Raw genomic sequence first — 20,202 nt, forward strand, 5'->3', positions numbered from 1 at the left:
ATTTTATACAGTCTTCATCACATCATGTAATTCGAGAAATTTCGTATTGAATTGACCCTCTACGAACTTCTCGTGCTCTAGCAGCTTCAAATGGAAAGGGATTGTTGTATGAATGCCTTCAATGACAAATTCACTTAATGCCCGTTTCATTCTAGAAATTGCTTCTTCTCTGCTACTACCGTATGTGATAACTTTTGCAATCATGGAATCGTAATAAGGTGGTATTGTATACCCAGGGTAGGCAGCTGAATCAATACGGACACCTAATCCACCTGGAGGTAGGTACATATTGATTTTTCCCGCTGAAGGCATAAAATTCTTTTCTGGATTTTCTGCATTGATTCGGCACTCAATTGCCCAGCCCGTGAAGGTAACATCCTGTTGATTTATCGTCAGCTTTTCTCCGGAAGCCACAAGAATTTGCTCTTTAATTAAATCAATCCCCGTAACCATTTCTGTTACAGGATGCTCCACCTGTATCCTTGTATTCATTTCCATAAAATAGAACTTACGATTGCGGTAGTCATAAATAAATTCTACCGTGCCTGCACCTGAATAATCAACTGCCTTTGCAGCTTTTACTGCCGCATTTCCCATTTCTGTACGAATTTCGCCATCTAAGGCAGGTGAAGGTGTCTCTTCTAACAATTTTTGAAGTCTCCGCTGAATCGAACAGTCTCTCTCACCTAAATGGACAGTGTTTCCGTAATTATCAGCAAGGACCTGAATTTCAACATGACGGAAATCCTCAATATACTTTTCTATGTATACACCTGGATTACCGAAAGCCGTTAACGCTTCCTGCTGGGTAATATTTATTCCTTTAATAAGCTCCTGTTCATTTTTTGCAACACGGATGCCTTTTCCACCGCCTCCAGCTGTTGCTTTAATAATCACAGGATATTGAATTTTTTTTACCAACTCAAGGGCTTCTTCTATTTCATTAATAATCCCTGTTGATCCAGGCACGATTGGTACACCTGCTTCACGCATGGTTTCCCTAGCAATATCCTTCGTACCCATTTTCGTTATCGCTTCAGGGCTTGGACCAACAAATGTAATATTGCACTCCCTGCAAAGTTCAGCGAAATCTGCATTTTCAGCAAGAAAGCCGTAGCCCGGGTGGATGGCGTCACAGGCTGTAAGTTTGGCTACACTGATGAGATTCGTTACATTTAAATAACTATCCTTAGACAAAGTCGGCCCAATGCAGTATGCTTCATCGGCCAGCTGGACATGCAGAGCTTCTCGGTCTGCTTCGGAATATACCGCAACGGACTCTATCCCCATTTCGCGGCAGGCACGAATAATTCTGACCGCAATTTCACCTCTGTTTGCAATTAACAGTTTTTTTATCATCCTGTTACCGCTCCTTATTCAGCCTTCACTAAAAATAATGGCTGACCATATTCTACTAGTTGACCATTTTTTACAAGTACTTCGACGATTTCACCATTAACTTCAGCTTCAATTTCATTGAAAAGCTTCATCGCTTCGACAATACATACGATGGAATCCTTCGAAACAACTGAGCCAGCTTTCACATATACGTCTGCATCTGGAGTTGGTGAAGCATAGAATGTACCTACCATTGGTGAAGTGATTTTGTGTAAATTTGCAGTATCTGACTGGTTGCTTGTCGCAGCTTCCTGTTTCTCTTCCTGCAGTGGAGCTGGTGCTGGTACAGCTACAGCAGCTACTGGAGGAGCTTTCACTTCAGGAACTGCCTGAACAACGGCTTGTGGTACGGATGTAACCGTTGCGACTGTTGAGCCGACATTTTTCTTCATTTTAATTTTTGATCCATCATTTTCATAAACAAATTCATCAAGACTTGATTGATCGACTAATTTTATTAATTCTCGAATTTCTTGTACCTTTAACAAACTAAACACCCCTTAAATCAATATTATGACTAGCTACTAATACTATACGATAATACCTTGTAAAAGTTCAATAATCTACCTTTTTGACATATTTCATTTTTACCTTTCATCATATCCTTAATTTTAATGTATATCAAATAATTTATAAAATTTAGATAACTATTCGCTGTACAATTAAAAAAGGAAAGCTATCTGCTCCCCTTTTCTAGTATTTATTATTTTGTTGGTGCGAATTCAACGGCTACGTAGTTGGTTTCACCGATTTCTTTTTTCACCATTTTGATAATGCTGTTGGCTGCTGCTTTTGTATGCTTTTTACTGGATTTAACCGTGATTTTCACCTGGGTGCCATCTGCTCGAACTAGAGCATCCTCATAGCCTTGTGCTCGAATTAATGTTTCAAGCATTTCTTCCTTTTTAGCTGTTTCCGTTAATTTTTGCATTTGATCGATTGCTTTGCTTCTTTCATCAGCCGGTAAATCTGTAGAGGCGACTACTGCGTTTAATTCTTCCTTCAATTCACTTCTTAGTTCATCTTGCTTTAAGCGAAGTGTCTCAAACTCTTCATCACCTGCAACCTGTGAAACAATCGTATCTCCATCTTTTGTCTCTGTTTCGGTTTTCGCTTGGTTTTTATCAGCCTTTTCTTCTTGTTTTACCGCGGCAAGGTCATTAGCTTTTTGTTCCGGAGAGGTGATGTAATAAACAGATAGGACTACTACTAAACTCAACATTGTTAATAACCAAACAGTTTGTTTTTTCAATAACATGATTAAATCCTCCTTTAATTTTTAGGCATTACCGCTACACGGTGGCTTGGAACGCCTAGGGCTTTGGTTACGGCTTCGACAATCCATTTTTTCACTTGTATATTTTCAGTGCCTTTTGCTACTACTAGAACGCCGCGAATGGCTGGCTTTTTCGTTTCTAATACGATAGGAACCTCTTTCTCCCCTTCACGGACGATTACCAGCTGTTCATCCGTTTGAACATCCTGTACTTTTCGTTCTCCGCCTTCGTTATCTTTTTCTTCCGTAGTTTGGGATTTAGTCGATTTATTTTTCTCAAGCACTTTTTTATCTGTGGAATCAATATTTACCACTACCAAGACATCATTAACCCCAAGCATTTCTTCAAGCGCCTTTTTCAGCTGTTTCTCATATGTCTCTTCATAATCGGAGATTGCTTGATTACTAGAGTTCTTTTTTAAACTAAAGGCGGCAACGTCCTCTGTTCCCTCATTGACATTTTTAACAGCAGGACTATCATTTGGTGTCGATTTATCAGTGAATAAGACATTTCCCACAATCATGAAGGCAGCTCCGATACATAATACCAAAATCATATACTGGTATTTTCCCGCTTTTTTTTCAGAGCCCTCTTCCTTCGATGTTAGTTTTTTCAGCCAGGAAAACGGACCTTTTTGATTTTCCATTCTACTTATTGATCCCCCCTTCAACCGTTACTTCAATTGTTTTTTCGGTTACTTCCCATTTTTGCGAAAGAAATTCTGTGATTTTTTCTGTTTCCTCTGCTGGTTCTTTAGATGGAAGAGGTGCACCTGTATTAATATCTACTGGTTGTATAACTTCGACTGTCTCAATATGATTTTCTGGTTGTGTTAGAAGAACCTTTACCATTTGGAGGTTTTCAGGGAATGATTGTTCACTTTCTTTCTTGGTAGTTACTTCTAATTCAGCAATTTCCAATCCAAATTGTTCCATCAACTCCTCTTTTACTCCCTGTTTCAGCTGGACAGCCATTGTTTCTAAAATATATGCATCAGTGGAGGCTTGTATTTCTTTTTTCTGCGAATCTATTAAATTTTCCATATTTTTTTCTCCTGAACCGTTAAATGATGGAATCGAAGCCATTGCTGTTTCAAAATCACTGGAGATTAATTTAAAAATTGGCGTTAAAATGATCGCAATCAAAAGTAAACCAGTTACCATTTTGGTATATTTTTGCATGTTCGAATTCGGAAGTAGCATATCAATAACCGTGGCCAGCAGGATAAATAAGATAATATTGGTAACCCATTCTTTTAAAAAATCCATTCGATTCTCTCCTATCTCATCATCATCGTCAGATTGCCTGCTGCAACGATGACGGTAATACTCAAAAAGAACATCAGAGAGACAATTCCTAATGCGGCAAAAACATAGATAACACTCTTGCTAATGATGTCTAAGCACTTAATAACGGGTCCTCCTCCTAATGGCTGCAGGATCGCCGCAGCAAATTTATAAATAAAGGAAATCATTAATATTTTGAATGCTGGAAACGCAACGATGATGAGGAGGATAGCCACGCCTGCAATACCTACAGTATTTTTTAACAATCCGGAAGCACTAACGACGGTATCTGCTGCATCTGTAAAAATCCTGCCAATTACAGGGATGAAATTTCCAGTTACAAATTTCGCTGTCCTCATGGCAACACCGTCTGTAATTGCTGCTGAAGCTCCCTGAACGGAAATGACTCCTAGAAAAACGGTTAGGAATAGCCCCATTAGCCCGATGCTCCAATTTCTTAGCAGCTGAGCAAGCTGTGTCACTTTATAATGATCCGACATCGTGCTAACAATACTTAACAATGTCGCTAAAAACAGAAGTGGTAATATCACATACTGCATAAATACTCCACTGATATTCATTAGAAACAAGATTACAGGGTGAAAGAAAGCTGCAGAGATGATTCCCCCGGATGAGGCAATTAATGCCAACAGGAGAGGAATAAGTGCCAGGACGAAGGAAATCATACTTCCGATGGCTTCATTCGTATATTTGATCACAATATGAAAGCTATTAAGAGCTAGGATGACTAGCACCATATAGACAATAGAATAGGCAACCTTACTGATCGTGCTGCTTTCAAAGGCATTTTGCATCGATTGGAGAAACATGCTAAAGATCGTCAGCAATATTAGTGATCCGAGTAACTTACCATTTGCTACAAATTCATGGAATAGGAATTTTAATATCGCTGTTCCCCATTCTTTAAAAGAAAAGTTTTTTTCACCATTAATGAAATCGTACAAACTTCCTTTTTGACTCTCCGGAAGAAATCCACCGTATTTATTCTGAATGTCCTCCCAATACTGCTTTAATTCAGTTAAATCCAATGTCTTTAACTGGGCATCGACTAATTCCTGTGGCGTATTAGGTACCCCGGCTTCCTTATCTTCTTCGTTGGCTTGTACACTTGAAGAGGAAAATAAAAATAAGAGGATCATTATTATAGGAATAAACTGCAGCCGCTGCTTCATTTTTTTCACCTCTAGCTTGGAATGAGCTTGATTATTGTTTCAATCATGACCGTAAGAATTGGAATGGCCATCGCCAGAATCAGTATTTTTCCGGCAAGTTCAATTTTTGAAGCAATCGCACCCTGACCTGCATCCTTCGTAATTTGGGCAGCAAATTCAGCAATATAAGCAATTCCAATGATCTTAAGAATTGTTTCTACATATACTATGTTTACGTTGGCATTTATCGCTAATTTTTCAAGCATATGAATAATTTCATAGATTTTATCCACTAAAAATAAGAAAATCGTACAGCCGACAAAGACAATTAAGAGGAAGGCGAAATTGGGTTTTTGCTCTTTTATAATTAATGCAAGAAAGGTAGCAACAAGAGCGACACCGACTATTTTAATAATTTCAATCGCTTAGCCCTCCTTTCTATTGAAACAAAAAGACCGATTTTATTTTCTGGAATAGGTCATCTACAATGGAGGCAACCTGGAATAAAATATAGATGAACCCAAATAGGGTTACCCACTGGGCGTATTCTTTTTTACCAACTTGATCTAGAACGGTATGCAAAAATGCAACAACGATCCCTACCCCGGCAATTTTAAAAATAATATCCACTTCTAAACCCATTGCTTTTCCCCCTAAATTAATAAAATGATTAGTAATAAACCTGATAAAAAGCCTAAACTCTTAACCATTTTTTCGTATTTGGATTGTTTATCGATGGCATCCGCTTCTTCTCTTTCTAAATGAGAAAGAGTCAGCATGATGTGTTTTTGCTGGGAAAAGCGATCGTGACGTCCTAAAGTCTCACCGAATTGCTTCATGATTTCATATTCCCCTTGTCTAAAGGCGGTTAGTTTCCAGATCTCCTTTAAGCTTGCTTCCCACGCTTCTTTCACAGTCGTTTCAGTATCGGTCAGCTTCTTGGCAAAACTCTCAAAAAACGCGGACAATGGTTTGGGTAGCTGTGCCGCTAATCTTCTAGCTGCTTCATGAAGTGGAGTATGCCCATACATAATCTCTGCTTCTAGCGATTGGAGAGCAGATTTTAATTGTCTGAGCTGTCTTGGCCGATCGCTAAAGCGTTTCGCAGCTTCAAATCCTGTCCATGTGGTTGCGAGAATAATAATAATGGCTCCAATGATCTTAACCATTTACGTCACTCTCACTTTATGTTTCATTTCTTTTCCATTTTCATCTAAAATATGGGTAATCGTCCCTGGCCCACCTGTCCTGCTTAGGACAATAAATCTTTGAAATATTCTTTGATCCATGATGGCATTTAAGGAAGGCCTCTTCTTTAGTTCCGCCATATTCTCTCCATGGGTTGTCATGATTAGTTTAATTCCTGCATGGACTGCCTCTTGAATGGCCTCGGCATCTTCTTTTCGGCCAATTTCATCTACGACTAATACATCTGGACTCATGGAACGAATCATCATCATCATCCCTTCCGCTTTTGGGCATGCATCCAGAACATCAATCCGGTGTCCAAATGTCATTTGCGGAATCCCATTCACACAGCCTGCTATTTCTGATCGTTCATCAACGATTCCCACTTTATCGGCTTGTATTCCTTTAAATTTGCTGCCGGATGAAATGATTCGTGCGATATCCCGCAGCAGTGTAGTTTTTCCCGTTTGCGGCGGCCCGACAATCATCGTGTGCAGCCAATCATCGCTAAATATGAAGGGAATAAGCCCTTCAGCAATACCAATTTTTTCTTTCGCAATCCGAATATTGAACGAGGCGATATCCCTGATTGCTTTCACTTTACCGTCTTCAAGGATAACCTTTCCTGCAAGCCCGACTCGATGACCACCTGACACGGTTATATATCCGCGTTTTAATTCTTCCTCCAGTGTGTAAATCGAAAATTGACTAATTTTATTTAATAAATGGAAAGCATCCTCTGGCTGAATCTTATACGATAGAAACAACGGTTCACCCTTCATCGTCAGTTCAATCGGACGATTGATGCGAATCCGAATTTCCTCTAATTCAACCTGTTGATGTGGAGGGATTTTACTGATTAGGTCGGCAATGTTTTTTGGCAAAAATTTTAGGATCGTTTCCACAATGCATCCTCCTTGTTGCTTGTCTCATTAATTAAAATGTATGCCTTTCAGAACGCAATATGACTTTCATAGGGGTAATTCTTTCAAAATCATCTTTAAATCTATTTTTCTGAAAAATTTACTAGAACGCATAGTTTATAAGGAGAAACGTATTTTATTATAAGAAGTTTATTGAGAGGGGAAAAATGATGTATACCCATTATTATCCGAGTCGTAGTCCACAGAATAAAAGGAGTAATCTAATTAAAGTAACTGGCGAGGGAGAAATCGCGGTTCAGCCAGACACGGCCTCCGTTCATTTAGGTGTCATAACAGAGGCCAAGGATTTAATACCTGCACAGCAGGAAAATTCCATTACAAGTACAAAGATCATCGATTCTTTATTAGAATTAGGCATTGATAAAAATCTGATCCGAACATTTGATTATCGAATTGAAGCAAACTATGATTTCGATCAAGGGAAACAAATATTTCGCGGATATAAAATCACACATATTTTAGAAGTTACAATCGAGGATTTAGCTTTAGTAGGTAAAGTGGTGGATACTGCGGTACAAAACGGAGCAAACTATGTTGCAAATGTCCAATTCACAACAAAACACAAGGATACCTATTATCATCAGGCCCTTACTTTTGCCGTTACGAATGCTAGTGACAAAGCAATAACAATCGCTAATTCAATTAAAGTAACATTAAACCCTACCCCCATTCTCATTACCGAAGGCAGCAGCTTCAATCAGCCGTTTGAAAGTAAACAATTTGCAGCAAGTATGCCATCGACACAACTCCAACCTGGGCAGCTAATAATCAAAGCAACCATTACCGCTGAATACATTTACGCTTAACAAAAAAGCCTCAATCCAAAATTTCGGATTAAGGCTTTTGTTGTTATTATGCACGTGATACGTATGAAGCTTCTGTTGTGTTAATGATCAATCTATCTCCTTGATTAACAAAGAATGGAACTTGAACAATCAGACCTGTTTCAAGTGTTGCAGGTTTTGTACCACCAGAAGCAGTGTCCCCTTTAATTCCTGGTTCCGTTTCTGTCACTTCAAGTTCTACTGTATTAGGCAATTCAACACCCAAGGTTTCGTGGTTGAACATCATAATATGAACTTCCATGTTTTCTTTTAGAAACTTTAATTCATATTCAATGTTGTTTGCAGGAAGTTCAACTTGCTCATAGGAATCCATATCCATAAAAACATGCTGGTCTCCGCTTGCATATAAATATTGCATTTTGCGATTATCAATTTGTGCCTTTTCTACTTTCTCACCAGCACGGAAAGTTTTTTCTTGAATCGCACCGTTTCGAAGATTACGAAGTTTTGAACGAACAAAAGCCGCACCCTTACCTGGTTTCACGTGTTGAAAATCAAGGACACGCCATAGGCCGCCGTCCACTTCAATTGTTAATCCTGTACGGAAATCGTTAACAGAAATCATTTTTTATCCTCCTATATTCACTTCAAAATAATAAGTTCTTTTGTTGAATGAGTGAGAGCTTCATTATGATCTTTCGTTATAACCGTATCATCCTCAATCCGGACACCACCAAGTCCTGGAATATAAATTCCTGGCTCAACAGTGACAATCATCCCAGGTTCTAGAATGGTATCGGAGCGAACTGATAGGGACGGTCCTTCATGGACTTCAAGCCCAATACCATGTCCAGTTGAATGACCAAAATAATCCCCATAACCTTTTTCAGATATGTAATCTCTTGTCAGAGCATCTGCTTCTTTACCCGTCATTCCAGGCTTAATTCCAGCCATGCCCTTAAGCTGTGCTTCAAGAACAATTTCATATATTTCCTTAAGCTTTGCATCAGGTTCTCCAACTGCAACTGTCCGAGTGATATCTGATACATAGCCATTGTAGTAGGCACCATAATCAAGGGTAACAAAATCACCAGTTTCAATTACTTTGTCACTTGCAACACCATGTGGAAGAGCGGAACGATGTCCAGATGCTACAATAATATCAAAAGAAGAAGAAGTCGCTCCAGCTTTTCTCATAAAGAACTCTAATTCATTTGAGACTTCAAGCTCCGTTTTTCCTGGACGAATGAAATCTAAAATATGCTTGTACGCAGCATCTGCAATATCCGCTGCTACCTTTAATATCTTAATCTCTGCATCTGTCTTTATCAAGCGTAACTTTTCAATTAATCCCGAAACTGGAATCAGTTCACTCTCTAATTCATTTTCATATTCCCTATAAGTAGAAAAAGTTAGATCGTCTGCCTCGAATCCTAGTTTTTGAATTCCTAGTTTTTTTGCTTGAATAGCCACTTCTTCAGGAATGGTTCCTGTATGTTTAACAATTTCAAAGCCTAGACACTGCTTCGAAGCTTGTTCTACATAGCGAAAATCTGTAATAAACTGCGCTTTATCAGCACTTATTAGAACAACCCCCGCAGAACCAGTAAAGTTTGTCATATAGCGGCGATTATATGGACTGGTGATTAACATTCCATCTATTCCATTGGCTGAAAAACTTGATCTTAATTTTTCTAACTTCTCCATTTACTCTCCCACTCTCCTTTGGTACCCCATATGTGGCATACATGCTACTCTATACTATAACAACACAAACATTTTAACACAGCGCAGCCTACTAATTCCATGCTGGAATTAAGAGGCTTCCTCATTTCCTTCGACTTTTGTATTTTGATATTCATAGTTAATGGAGTAACCAACAAATAGTCCATAAACTAAATATAAGCAAATTGTGGTTATGATCGTGTCCCTGCTTAGCTTTAATAATGGCTTCATACTTGGAAATAGTGGATTTAGGACAAAAAACACTAACAGGAACAGAACAATACCGTATAATAGTCCCATCCAAATTCCTTTTACTTTCTTTAATGCGGCATAATAGATAAAAGCTGCACCCACTGATAAAAATCCAATGAGAAGTATCGAAATCACAGTGCCCAGCCATTCATTTTTCCATTTTCCAAGGGCCCATGGTTCGAGTATAATATTGGGTCTTATCTCAGTAAAATTAAAATAATAGGCAAAAAAACCGATTGTGGTCCAGAAAATACCTCCAAATAAACCTGTCCAAAAAACAATAGCCGTAAATGACATCGGTTCAGGATATTTTGATTTCTTTGGTTCATTTGTCATTCCATTGTCCTCCCTGCTGTTTCATTGTAGTAATTCTTAAATGATTCCATTGGACAATATTATGCCCTTAGATTTCCATTCCCTTTCATCTAAAAAACTTTTTAGTTGGAAATATTATGTCTTCCTAGAGGTTTTTTCTTATTTGAAGTAGAATAAAATTAAGTACATAAAGTTTTTATTTCTGTTTATGTGCAACTTTAGTATTAGGTTGGTGTTAGCATACATGTCGAATTCAGAAAAACCAGTTTATGGCGGTCAAGCGGTGGTAGAAGGTGTAATGTTTGGCGGAAAACATAATTATGTTACCGCGATTCGCAGGAAGGACCGTTCTGTGGAATACTTCCATTTACCCCGTAAAGCGAATCCCTTATTAACAAAACTAAAAAAAATTCCTTTTCTCCGCGGAATCATCGCAATCATTGAAGCTAGTGCAAATGGTTCGAAGCATTTGAATTTCTCGACAGAGCGATTTGATGTTGATCCAAAGGACGATGAAAAAATAAAAGAACAAGAAGTTTCCAAATTAACGATGTACCTTGGTGTAGCAGCGATTGGGATCATTTCATTTTTGTTTGGAAAATTTGCTTTCACATTAATTCCTGCCTTGCTGGCTGAGTTAACCAGACCTGTTTTCCAGTCTGATTTTGCACAAGTTTTAATTGAAAGCCTTATTAAGCTTTTGCTGCTTCTTTCTTATATATATTTTGTTTCCTTAACACCATTAATAAAAAGAGTATTTCAATATCATGGTGCCGAGCATAAAGTGATCAATACTTTCGAAGCCGGAGTGGAATTAACGGTAGAAAATGTTCAGTCACATTCCCGTCTTCATTACCGCTGTGGCAGTAGCTTTATTTTATTTACGGTTATCGTAGGTTTATTTGTTTATCTGCTTGTACCAACCTCTCCACTTTGGTTACGTATTGTCGATCGAATCTTACTAATTCCGGTGGTACTAGGGATTGCATTTGAAGTTTTACAGTTTACAAATAAACTTAGAGACGTTCCGGTTTTAAAATATTTAGGACTTCCGGGACTTTGGCTTCAATTATTAACGACCAAGGAACCATCAGATGACCAAGTAGAAGTTGCAATTCTTTCCTTTAATGAGTTATTAAAAATGGAGAAAGAAGCAGAAGATCTTTCGAAAGAGGAAGAAATCGTCTAAATATTTCCAAATAAGTGTTTAAAAGATAAAAAAAATGCTTAAGATGCTCTTAGGGAGGTGGCTTTCTTGAAAAATGGAATTTCCGTTCCTTTGGTTGGTAGTGTTATTGTTTTAGGGGTCATTGGCATTATCGGAGCATTTACTAGTAACCCTATGGGGTTTCTTAAGAGTATTGCTGTCTTTGCTTTAGTCGCCTTAGCTATTTACTTTATTTTTCGACAGCTTACTAAATCAAATTCTAAGAACAAAGAGCAGCAAGCTTTTCTAAGAGCAGCAAAAAAATCTAAAAAACGATTGCAGCATAAGGGTAGCGACCCGCAGACAAAAAGTGCTTCTTTTGGTTCATTAACTTCTTTAAAGAAAAAGAAGGCAAAGAAGAAATCACCGGTTCACCTGACTGTCATCGATGGAAAAAAAGGCAAAAAGAAAAATCGAGCGTCCTTATAGGCGTTCGATTTTTTTATAAAATCAGAAAGAATTTTCGACTTTGAGAATGGTACAGTTAAAACACTAAGAGGCTTCCGCGTTTTTCTGTTAATAACACCAAGATTTAAAGAATTTTTCCGCTGCTTCTTTTCCTAAATCTAATAGCTCCTTCTTTTTATCATCTGTTAATTGAAACTCCGTTGCCAATACTCCTTCCGTGGGGATAAATATGATATTTTTTGCATGTCTTCTAGAAATGTAGCGGGAATCATGGGCATCTTTCATGGTTTCAAATAGGGCTGCAAACAATTGGATTGCATTTTTAATCGTATGTTTTTCATGTTCATATTCATTTGGGCTTAGTTTTATCCCAAGTACTGGCCGTAATTTTTGAACATTTTCACGGTCAAACAGCCACATTGGAAAATTGCTTAACACCCCGCCATCAACCAATACATTCATACCATCAATTGATTTTAATTTAACTGGTTCAAAAAAGTAAGGTATGCTGCAGCTCATTCGTACAGCCTTCGCAATAGAAAAGGATTCTGGTGCTATTCCATACTTCACTAAATCATCAGGAAGAACAACCAGTCTTCCATTCGAAAGATCGGACGCGATAAACCGAAGTGTTTGCGGTGGTAAATCTGAAAATGTCCTTAATCCTTTAGCGGCTAGTTTTTCCTCAATCCAATTCTCCAGCTCATTACCTTTGTATAATCCTAACTTCCAATATACGAACAACCACTTAGCAAATGGAAAAGGAATAATCGTCTTCCGAGCATCGAGGAATTTAGTTAAATCCAATTCAACAAGCAATCGATCCATTTCATGGCTCTTATAGCCAGCTGCTATTAAAGCAGCAATTATGGAGCCAGCACTCGTCCCAGCGACTCTTTCAAATTGAAAACCTCTTTTTTCAATTTCTTGATAGGCGCCAACAAGGGCAAAGCCTTTGATTCCTCCTCCAGAAAAAACACCGTCTATTTTCATGGCAGCCACTCCTAAAGGTGAACTCATTGTTACATCTTTAAGCAGCAAATTCTTAAAATAGTACAGTGTACGAGCAAAAAAATTTTTTATATAAAGAAAAAGGCTGACAATGGTGTCAGCCTTTCACTATTTATTTTATATCATAACCTTGATCGTCAATGGTTTCTTTAATTTTGTCTAAGCTAACCTCTTGTTGGTTAAACTCTACATCAACGGTACCAGCTTTTAAATTAACTTTTACGGAATTTACACCGTCAAGCTCCCCTACACTTCCCTCTACCGCTCTTACACAATGATCACAAGACATTCCTTCGACTGCTAACGTTACTTTTTCCATTTAGATTCACCCTTTCTGATTTGATATTTCTATTTTACTATACCCCCCTACCCTATGTAAAGTGTAATGAGATATATTTTTAGAAATACTCCAATATGTGACGAAATCGAAAACTCCTAATACTATTATCCCAAAAGCGGCTTTCCGATGTACTGCTGCAGGCTTTAAATAATCGGTAAAATCAAACCACCGATTGCCCCTGTGACGACAATAATCCACGGAGAGAGCTTCCAATAAACAAGCATGTAAAATAATATCGCAGCTAATGTAAAATCTTGAGCTGAGAAGATTGAACTTATCCAAATAGGCTGATAAAATGCAGCAATTAAAATCCCAACAACAGCAGCGTTTACTCCCATTAAGGCACCATTGATCTTAGGGTTTTGGCGAAGGGAATTCCAAAAGGGCAAGGTTCCATAAATGAGTAAAAAGGCAGGCAGAAAAATTGCTATTGTAGCCATTATTCCTCCTTGCCATCCATTCATAACTGTTCCCAGATAGGCAGCAAAGGTAAATAACGGGCCGGGAACTGCTTGAGCTGCCCCATATCCAGCTAAGAATTCTTCTTTACTCAACCATCCGGTAGGAACAAATTCACGCTCTAATAATGGCAAAACAACATGACCACCGCCAAAAACCAAAGAACCTGATCGATAAAAACTGTCAAAAATGGCTATCCAGCTTGATGAGTTAATTTCTCTTAATAAAGGTAATAGGATAAGCAAAGCAAAAAATAATGCTAAGCATAAAGCCCCTATACCTCGTGGAATTGGAAATTGAGTCTGGGATTTATCCTGTTCAGTATTTTGTTTAAACAGAAAGAAGCCAATGAGTGCTGAAATTACGATGACACCCACCTGGGTAATGGCTGTTTGATAGAGGATTGTAGCCACTAATGCAAGAAGAGCAATGGTTTTTCTTTTTAAATCAGGAGTAAGTTTTTGTGCCATACCTAATATTGCGTGAGCGACAACGACAACTGCGACAATTTTTAATCCATGGATCCAGCCTGCCTCACCAATATTAAAATTTTGGAGAAAGAATGCAAATAGAACAAGCACGATAACGGATGGGAGGGTGAATCCAATAAAGGAGATAATACCTCCAAGGATCCCAGCACGTATCACTCCAATGCCAATTCCTACTTGACTGCTGGCAGGGCCAGGCAAAAACTGGCATAGGGCAACTAGATCGGCATAGCTTTTTTCGTCCAGCCATTTTCTTCTTCGCACATATTCCTCATGAAAGTAGCCAAGATGGGCAATAGGTCCTCCAAAGGAGGTAAGGCCGAGTTTCGTTGAAACGATGAGGAGTTCGAATAGAGATTTGATGGTAGTAGTTGGTTTCATTGAACGCTCCTTTTATTGATCTTATACCTTCATATTGGCAGTATAACACCGTAGAATTTGCTTTTTGGTGTTTCCCGAAAGAATTTACATTTTCTTAATATACTTCAATTATAAAAAGTTTATATAAAAAGTTATGTTAAAGAATATTGTTGATAAGAATAAAAAAATGCGGGTGGAATAGAGAAAAACCCTTTTGTTAAAGGTCTACGTGCCTGAAAACGGGTTGAGGCAGAGAACTTGGTAACGTAAAGAGGTTCTACGTGCCCGAAAACGGGTTGAAGCAGTGGTCTCGGTAACGTAAAGAAGTTCTACGTGCCCGAAAACGGGTTGAGGCAGAGAACTTGGTAACGTAAAGAAGTTCTACGTGCCCGAAAACGGGTTGAAGCAAAGGTCTCGGTAACGTAAAGAGGTTCTACGTGCCCGAAAACGGGTTGAAGGCAGAGGTCTCGGTAACGTAAAGAGGTTCTACGTGCCTAAAAACGGTTTGAAACAGAGAAAACCCTTAACGTATAAAGTTTCTGCGTAAATTGGGGAGAGTTATCGTTATTAAAAATCTAATCATCAATTAGTTTAAGTTTTTCAAAAACAACAATTTAATTTAACAAAGCCATATAAAAAAACAATGCAATTCGGATGAATTGCATTGTTTTTTGTAATTATAATCCACATTTTAATTGGGTACCACAGTTAGTACATGTATTACAGCCGCCAATTTCTTTCACTTTTCCTTTGCGGCATATTGGACAGGTGTTACCCACTTCTGAGCCTATCGTCACATCTGTTGAACGAAGATCACTGATTGTATCTACAAGAACAACATGCTGACTTGGCTTTTCTTCAAACATTGATAATTGTTCCATTGTGTTTTCTTCTGCTTTGAGTGTAAGGACCTGAGAATCACGTGATCCATCGACGTATACAGTACCGCCTTTTGCGCCACCACGGTACAAACGCTCATATACCTTTTCAACCTGTTCAACGCTGTAACCTTTTGGTGCATTAACAGTCTTACTAATTGAGCTGTCAATCCAACGCTGAATAACACATTGAACATCTGCGTGTGCTTCTGGTGCAAGTTCCATTGCTGAAACAAACCAATTTGGTAGATTGTCTGAATCAGCTTCTGGATGCTGATCTAAATACTCTTGAACGATATCTGCTTTTACTTCAATAAATTTACCAAGACGTCCGCTACGGAAATAAGAGAATGAGAAATAAGGCTCTAATCCAGTTGATACACCAACCATTGTTCCAGTGGATCCCGTTGGAGCAACAGTTAGCAAATGTGAATTCCTTATTCCATTTTCTAAGATTGATTCTCGAATGTCTTCAGGCATTTTTTTCATGAAACCTGTATTGATGAAAGCATTTCGTAAACGATTGGTTTCTTCGGTTGTTTCCCCGTTTAGGAATGGAAAGCTTCCTTTTTCCTTCGCTAACTCAACTGAAGTTTTATAAGCTGTTGTAGCGATTGTTTCGAATACTTGATCAACAAGCTGATTACCTTTTTCTGAGCCGTACTCTGTTTCACAGTAGATTAACAGGTCATGTAATCCCATTACTCCCAAGCCTACGCGGCGTTCACCAAGCGCCTGCTTTTTGTTTTCTTCTAGGAAGTATGGAGTAGCATTAATAACATTGTCCTGCATTCGAACGCCTACAGCGACCGTTTGTTTTAACTTTTCGATATCGACTTTTTTTGTTTCCTTATCAGCCATCTCAGCAAGATTAACCGCGGCAAGGTTACAAACTGAATATGGTGCGAGAGGTTGCTCACCACATGGGTTTGTTGCAACAACTTGTTGACCGTATGCTTTTGCATTTGTCATGTCGTTGGCATTATCAATAAAGAATATTCCTGGCTCTGCTGAGTAGGTTGCACAGATGTTAATAAGGTTCCATAGTTCTTTTGCTTTTATTTTCTTATATACTCGAACCTTGTGACCCTGCTTTTCCCACTCGCGAACATCACCGACTTTATGCCATTCTTGGTTGTATGCCTTCATTTCTTCTTCGTTATAGATTTCAACATATGGGAAACGAAGTTCATAATCGCCATCTGTTTCTACTGCTTCCATAAATTCCTTTGTTAAACAAATGGAGATGTTAGCTCCTGTGAGGAATTCTGGATTATGGACTGTATAGTTACCACCTGTTAATAGTTTTTCTTCAGCATCTGCAATAATATCTTCACTGAAACCGCCTAATCCAGGGAAGTTTTTATAATTCACTATACCTTGATACATGGCATTTTCACGAGCTGTAAAAGGAGTGAATTTAAGCTTATCAGTTGCATGCTTTTTAATCGTTTCATCGTTTGTGTTTTCAATTAAGAATCGCAAAATTCTAGGGTTCTGCATTTTTGAGATAATAAACTCAATAATGTCCGGATGCCAGTCAGCAAGCATGATCATCTGAGCACCCCTGCGCGAGCCGCCTTGTTCCACTAAATGCGTTAATTTCGCAATGTCATCCAACCACGAAACAGAACCAGATGATTTTCCGTTTACACCTCTTGCTAAGGTGTTACGAGGACGTAATGTTGAGCCATTGGTACCAACACCGCCGCCGCGGCTCATGATCTCCATAACCTGCTTACGATGATCAGAAATTCCTTCCCTTGAGTCCGGAACAAAAGGCATCACGTAACAATTAAAGTAAGTTACGTCAGTTTGAGCACCTGCGCCATATAAAACACGGCCAGCAGGAATGAAGTTCAGATTAACCAATTCTTGATAAAACTTATCAGTCCACTCTCTTCGCTTCTCTTCCGTTTCCTCCACAGATGCAAGGCCGGTTGCATTTCGCTTGGCAATCTGCTCGTAGAATAGCTCTAACGGTTTCTCGATAACATCAAGTGACCGCAAGATAACTCCTGTTTCTGATTCCTCTGGGTCATCAAGGACACCTCTAAATTCCTCTTCCACTAAAACCTTTGCTTTTTTACTCTCCCAATCTATATCCATGATGTATCCAAGCCCACGTGCTGGGAATTTTGGATCCTCTTTAATCGTGAGTACAACAAAGTCACCATTTGTAAGGGTAATTTTTGCAGTGTCTTTAAAGGTGTAGCGGTCTAACATGACCAATCTTGATACACCTTTGTGGGTTATCTTCATATCTGGGGTTACAGGGTGCACCTGGGGGAACAATCCGATGTCCTCATTTAACCTTTCAAAATCAATATTCATTTTTTGTCTAAAAACAACAGACATGAAAACACTCCCTCAAATATAAATTCTATATCTTGTGTAAGATTCTAGTATTGTTATGCTATATCTTGTTGACTTGATATACATAAGTTATCATAGATGCTCAGAATAAATCAATATATAGTACCGAAAATATTTTCGACACCACTATATATTGTGTTAAGTGCAAAAAACTTAATCTTTGTCAAACTTAAAATAAGATAGAATTAAGAGATATCATAAGATTTCTTATGTTTTTCGGCATAAAACAAGAAATTTTAACAAATTTCGCAGGTTGCGATTTTTAAAAAAGGTAGATTTTTGATTATCAAGAATTATTAAAAAGGTATACTTAAAAAAAGAAGAATTAAGGAGGAGGAAATAAATTGTTAGCACAAATTATTAAAGTTGATAATGGCTACACGGCACGTTATGAACGGCACTTGAAGCATTCTGTTGAAGATGTTTGGTCCTATTTAACAGATAATGACAAACTTCCACAATGGTTTTCAGAGCTTCGCGTGGACGAACTTCGTGAAGGCGGGGTCATTCAATTCGACATGGGAAATGGAACCTTTGAGGAAATGAGAATCCTCGAATTGAAAATGCATTCCGTCTTGGAATATACCTGGGGCGAAGATATTGTGCGTTTTGAGTTATCTCAAGAGAATGACGGCTGTTTATTAGTCTTAATTGAAAAAATAAATACTATAACAGATCATACCCCTAGGGATTTAGCAGGCTGGCATGTTTGTTTGGATGTCATTGATTCATTGCTTAATCAAAATACAATTGAGCGTAAGGAAGAATGGAAAAAATGGTACGAAAAATATGTCAAAGCTATTAATTCGATAAAAAATCAATAAGTAAAAGGGCGAACATTAATTACACAGTTCGCCCTTCTTTTTATCTTTTATAATTCCATTCATCACTTTCATAGCGTTCTTTCGCTATTTTATTCACATAAGCAAGTTCTTCTTCATTCAAATGGTATGGTTCAAGAACAATATTAAGCCCTTCTGCGAAGCCTTTATAAAATGCTTCCTTCGCTTCCTCTAACGTAATTTTTCGTGGACTGATCTCATTAATCGCAACAGCTTTGTTTTTAAAGGCTGACTTCATCCGTTCTTTTACCCGATCATTAGGATATTTGAACAAACTGAAAAGTTTATCCTCATCCAAATCTAATAGAATCGACCCATGCTGCAAAATAACCCCTTTTTGCCTTGTTTGGGCACTTCCAGCCACCTTACGCCCTTCGACAACAAGCTCGTACCAGCTAGGTGCATCAAAACAAACAGCAGAACGAGGATTCTTAAGAGCACTTTTTTCTTCATCCGTTCTTGGAACGGCAAAATAGGCTTCCAATCCTAACTGATGAAATCCTTTTAAAATTCCTTCCGATATGACGCGGTAAGCCTCAGTTACGGTTTTCGGCATTTCTGGATGATCTTCTGAAACAATGACACTATAGGTTAGCTCATGTTCATGAAGTACCCCTCGCCCACCTGTAGGCCGTCTCACAAATCCAAGTCCATGAGCCTTAACTGCCTCTAAATCAATTTCCTTCTCGACTTTTTGAAAATAACCGATGGATAAGGTCGCGGGATTCCAGCCATAAAAACGAATAACCGGAGGAATTTTACCTTCACTATGCCAATCCAGAAGAGCTTCATCTAATGCCATATTAAAAGCTGGAGAACAATTTCCAGAGTCAATAAAACGCCAAATTTCCTTTTCCATTTTAAAACCTCATTTTTATGTTGTTTATGTACATTTTCAAGTCTACCAAAATCTGATAGGAATTCAAAACGAGAAATCTTTGCTATAATCTTAATAGGCAAAAAGAAATATATTTTTATCTTTATTCTTTATCTTTAAAGGATTGGCTTATATAATATATACTAGTGCATCAAAGCTTGAAAGGAGCAAACAGAAGTTGAGTTCTCTAATAACACTTTTAACCATTATCGGAGCAGTAGTAATTTATTCCCTTACCACTTATTTCTATCAGAAAAGAATAGTTAAAACGGTAACCGAAGAGGAATTTCGTGCAGGGTATCGAAAGGCCCAACTCATTGATGTTCGTGAACCAAACGAATTTGAAGGTGGTCATATTTTAGGAGCACGGAATATTCCGTTGTCTCAGATCAAAATGAGACTGAAGGAACTCCGCTCAGACCTTCCTGTTTATTTATATGATCAAAATGGAATGCGCAGCGGCCGTGCAGCTCAATTTTTACACCGTAGAGGATTTAGAGACCTTACCCAGTTACAAGGCGGGTTCAAAAAGTGGTCTGGAAAAGTCAAAACAAAAAAATAATCTAGTGAGACTTCTATCTAAGATAGAGGTCTCTTTTATTAAAATAAAAAAT

Annotated in this window: 23 protein-coding genes; 5 read left to right on the forward strand and 18 right to left on the reverse strand. The window is 38.2% G+C overall.

What is annotated here, in order from left to right; genetic code table 11:
* Positions 1-3: 3 nt before the first annotated feature.
* The 10 genes from accC to spoIIIAA all read right to left on the reverse strand — a co-directional run bounded on the left by accC (position 4) and on the right by spoIIIAA (position 7,226).
* Positions 4-1,359 (reverse strand): acetyl-CoA carboxylase biotin carboxylase subunit, encoded by a 1,356-nt coding sequence (accC, locus tag ACWM35_RS05670; protein WP_454816312.1) that lies wholly within the window; start codon positions 1,357-1,359, stop codon positions 4-6.
* Positions 1,360-1,373: 14 nt separating this feature from the next.
* Entirely contained in the window at positions 1,374-1,886 is a 513-nt protein-coding gene (gene accB, locus ACWM35_RS05675) for an acetyl-CoA carboxylase biotin carboxyl carrier protein (protein WP_454816314.1), read from the reverse strand.
* A 215-nt stretch (positions 1,887-2,101) separates the two neighbouring features.
* The gene (locus tag ACWM35_RS05680; protein ID WP_454816316.1) at positions 2,102-2,656 is read right to left on the reverse strand and encodes a SpoIIIAH-like family protein; all 555 of its coding nucleotides are present in this window, start codon (positions 2,654-2,656) and stop codon (positions 2,102-2,104) included.
* A 14-nt stretch (positions 2,657-2,670) separates the two neighbouring features.
* Entirely contained in the window at positions 2,671-3,321 is a 651-nt protein-coding gene (gene spoIIIAG, locus ACWM35_RS05685) for a stage III sporulation protein AG (RefSeq protein ID WP_454816318.1), read from the reverse strand.
* 1 nt (position 3,322) lies between these two features.
* Positions 3,323-3,943, reverse strand: a complete 621-nt coding sequence (gene spoIIIAF / locus ACWM35_RS05690) for a stage III sporulation protein AF (protein ID WP_454816320.1) — start codon at positions 3,941-3,943, stop codon at positions 3,323-3,325.
* A gap of 11 nt (positions 3,944-3,954) precedes the next feature.
* Positions 3,955-5,154: a stage III sporulation protein AE gene (gene spoIIIAE / locus ACWM35_RS05695; RefSeq protein ID WP_454816322.1), complete on the reverse strand. Its 1,200-nt coding sequence runs from the start codon at positions 5,152-5,154 to the stop codon at positions 3,955-3,957.
* 11 nt (positions 5,155-5,165) lie between these two features.
* Positions 5,166-5,555 (reverse strand): stage III sporulation protein AD, encoded by a 390-nt coding sequence (spoIIIAD, locus tag ACWM35_RS05700; RefSeq protein WP_454817093.1) that lies wholly within the window; start codon positions 5,553-5,555, stop codon positions 5,166-5,168.
* A 16-nt stretch (positions 5,556-5,571) separates the two neighbouring features.
* A complete protein-coding gene (gene spoIIIAC / locus ACWM35_RS05705; RefSeq protein ID WP_007084610.1) occupies positions 5,572-5,775 on the reverse strand; it encodes a stage III sporulation protein AC in 204 nt (67 codons plus the stop codon).
* An 11-nt stretch (positions 5,776-5,786) separates the two neighbouring features.
* Positions 5,787-6,302, reverse strand: a complete 516-nt coding sequence (gene spoIIIAB / locus ACWM35_RS05710) for a stage III sporulation protein SpoIIIAB (protein ID WP_454816324.1) — start codon at positions 6,300-6,302, stop codon at positions 5,787-5,789.
* Positions 6,303-7,226, reverse strand: coding sequence for a stage III sporulation protein AA (spoIIIAA, locus tag ACWM35_RS05715; RefSeq protein ID WP_454816326.1), 924 nt, complete (start codon positions 7,224-7,226; stop codon positions 6,303-6,305).
* A gap of 188 nt (positions 7,227-7,414) precedes the next feature.
* On the opposite strand from spoIIIAA, the gene ACWM35_RS05720 reads away from it, so the two are divergent.
* Positions 7,415-8,071, forward strand: a complete 657-nt coding sequence (locus ACWM35_RS05720) for an SIMPL domain-containing protein (RefSeq protein WP_454816328.1) — start codon at positions 7,415-7,417, stop codon at positions 8,069-8,071.
* Between the two features lie 46 nt (positions 8,072-8,117).
* On the opposite strand, the gene efp is transcribed toward ACWM35_RS05720, so the two are convergent.
* The 3 genes from efp to ACWM35_RS05735 form a co-directional block, all read right to left on the reverse strand.
* Positions 8,118-8,675 (reverse strand): elongation factor P, encoded by a 558-nt coding sequence (gene efp, locus ACWM35_RS05725; RefSeq protein WP_454816330.1) that lies wholly within the window; start codon positions 8,673-8,675, stop codon positions 8,118-8,120.
* Positions 8,676-8,692: 17 nt separating this feature from the next.
* A complete protein-coding gene (locus tag ACWM35_RS05730) occupies positions 8,693-9,757 on the reverse strand; it encodes a M24 family metallopeptidase (protein ID WP_454816332.1) in 1,065 nt (354 codons plus the stop codon).
* Positions 9,758-9,865: 108 nt separating this feature from the next.
* A complete protein-coding gene (locus ACWM35_RS05735; RefSeq protein WP_454816334.1) occupies positions 9,866-10,363 on the reverse strand; it encodes a YqhR family membrane protein in 498 nt (165 codons plus the stop codon).
* Between the two features lie 223 nt (positions 10,364-10,586).
* Here ACWM35_RS05735 and ACWM35_RS05740 point away from each other — a divergent pair, with 223 nt between their 5' ends.
* Complete coding sequence (locus ACWM35_RS05740; RefSeq protein ID WP_454816336.1) at positions 10,587-11,531, forward strand: DUF1385 domain-containing protein; 945 nt, start codon at positions 10,587-10,589, stop codon at positions 11,529-11,531.
* Positions 11,532-11,588: 57 nt separating this feature from the next.
* Positions 11,589-11,978 (forward strand): SA1362 family protein, encoded by a 390-nt coding sequence (locus tag ACWM35_RS05745; RefSeq protein ID WP_454816338.1) that lies wholly within the window; start codon positions 11,589-11,591, stop codon positions 11,976-11,978.
* Between the two features lie 87 nt (positions 11,979-12,065).
* On the opposite strand, the gene ACWM35_RS05750 is transcribed toward ACWM35_RS05745, so the two are convergent.
* The 4 genes from ACWM35_RS05750 to ACWM35_RS05765 all read right to left on the reverse strand — a co-directional run bounded on the left by ACWM35_RS05750 (position 12,066) and on the right by ACWM35_RS05765 (position 17,851).
* Positions 12,066-12,950, reverse strand: coding sequence for a patatin-like phospholipase family protein (locus ACWM35_RS05750; RefSeq protein ID WP_454816339.1), 885 nt, complete (start codon positions 12,948-12,950; stop codon positions 12,066-12,068).
* Between the two features lie 130 nt (positions 12,951-13,080).
* Complete coding sequence (gene copZ, locus ACWM35_RS05755) at positions 13,081-13,287, reverse strand: copper chaperone CopZ (protein WP_454816341.1); 207 nt, start codon at positions 13,285-13,287, stop codon at positions 13,081-13,083.
* Positions 13,288-13,451: 164 nt separating this feature from the next.
* The gene (locus ACWM35_RS05760; protein WP_454816343.1) at positions 13,452-14,636 is read right to left on the reverse strand and encodes a chromate transporter; all 1,185 of its coding nucleotides are present in this window, start codon (positions 14,634-14,636) and stop codon (positions 13,452-13,454) included.
* A 656-nt stretch (positions 14,637-15,292) separates the two neighbouring features.
* A complete protein-coding gene (locus ACWM35_RS05765; protein ID WP_454816345.1) occupies positions 15,293-17,851 on the reverse strand; it encodes a vitamin B12-dependent ribonucleotide reductase in 2,559 nt (852 codons plus the stop codon).
* Between the two features lie 362 nt (positions 17,852-18,213).
* Between ACWM35_RS05765 and ACWM35_RS05770 the strand changes: the two genes are divergently transcribed.
* Positions 18,214-18,693 (forward strand): SRPBCC family protein, encoded by a 480-nt coding sequence (locus tag ACWM35_RS05770; RefSeq protein ID WP_454816347.1) that lies wholly within the window; start codon positions 18,214-18,216, stop codon positions 18,691-18,693.
* A gap of 40 nt (positions 18,694-18,733) precedes the next feature.
* On the opposite strand, the gene ACWM35_RS05775 is transcribed toward ACWM35_RS05770, so the two are convergent.
* Positions 18,734-19,570: a lipoate--protein ligase family protein gene (locus ACWM35_RS05775; protein WP_454816349.1), complete on the reverse strand. Its 837-nt coding sequence runs from the start codon at positions 19,568-19,570 to the stop codon at positions 18,734-18,736.
* Positions 19,571-19,766: 196 nt separating this feature from the next.
* On the opposite strand from ACWM35_RS05775, the gene ACWM35_RS05780 reads away from it, so the two are divergent.
* Positions 19,767-20,150 carry a rhodanese-like domain-containing protein gene (locus tag ACWM35_RS05780; RefSeq protein WP_454816351.1) on the forward strand — a complete coding sequence of 128 codons (384 nt, stop codon included), beginning with the start codon at positions 19,767-19,769 and terminating at the stop codon, positions 20,148-20,150.
* The last annotated feature ends 52 nt before the right edge of the window (positions 20,151-20,202 follow it).

The organism is Neobacillus sp. K501 (assembly GCF_053749995.1).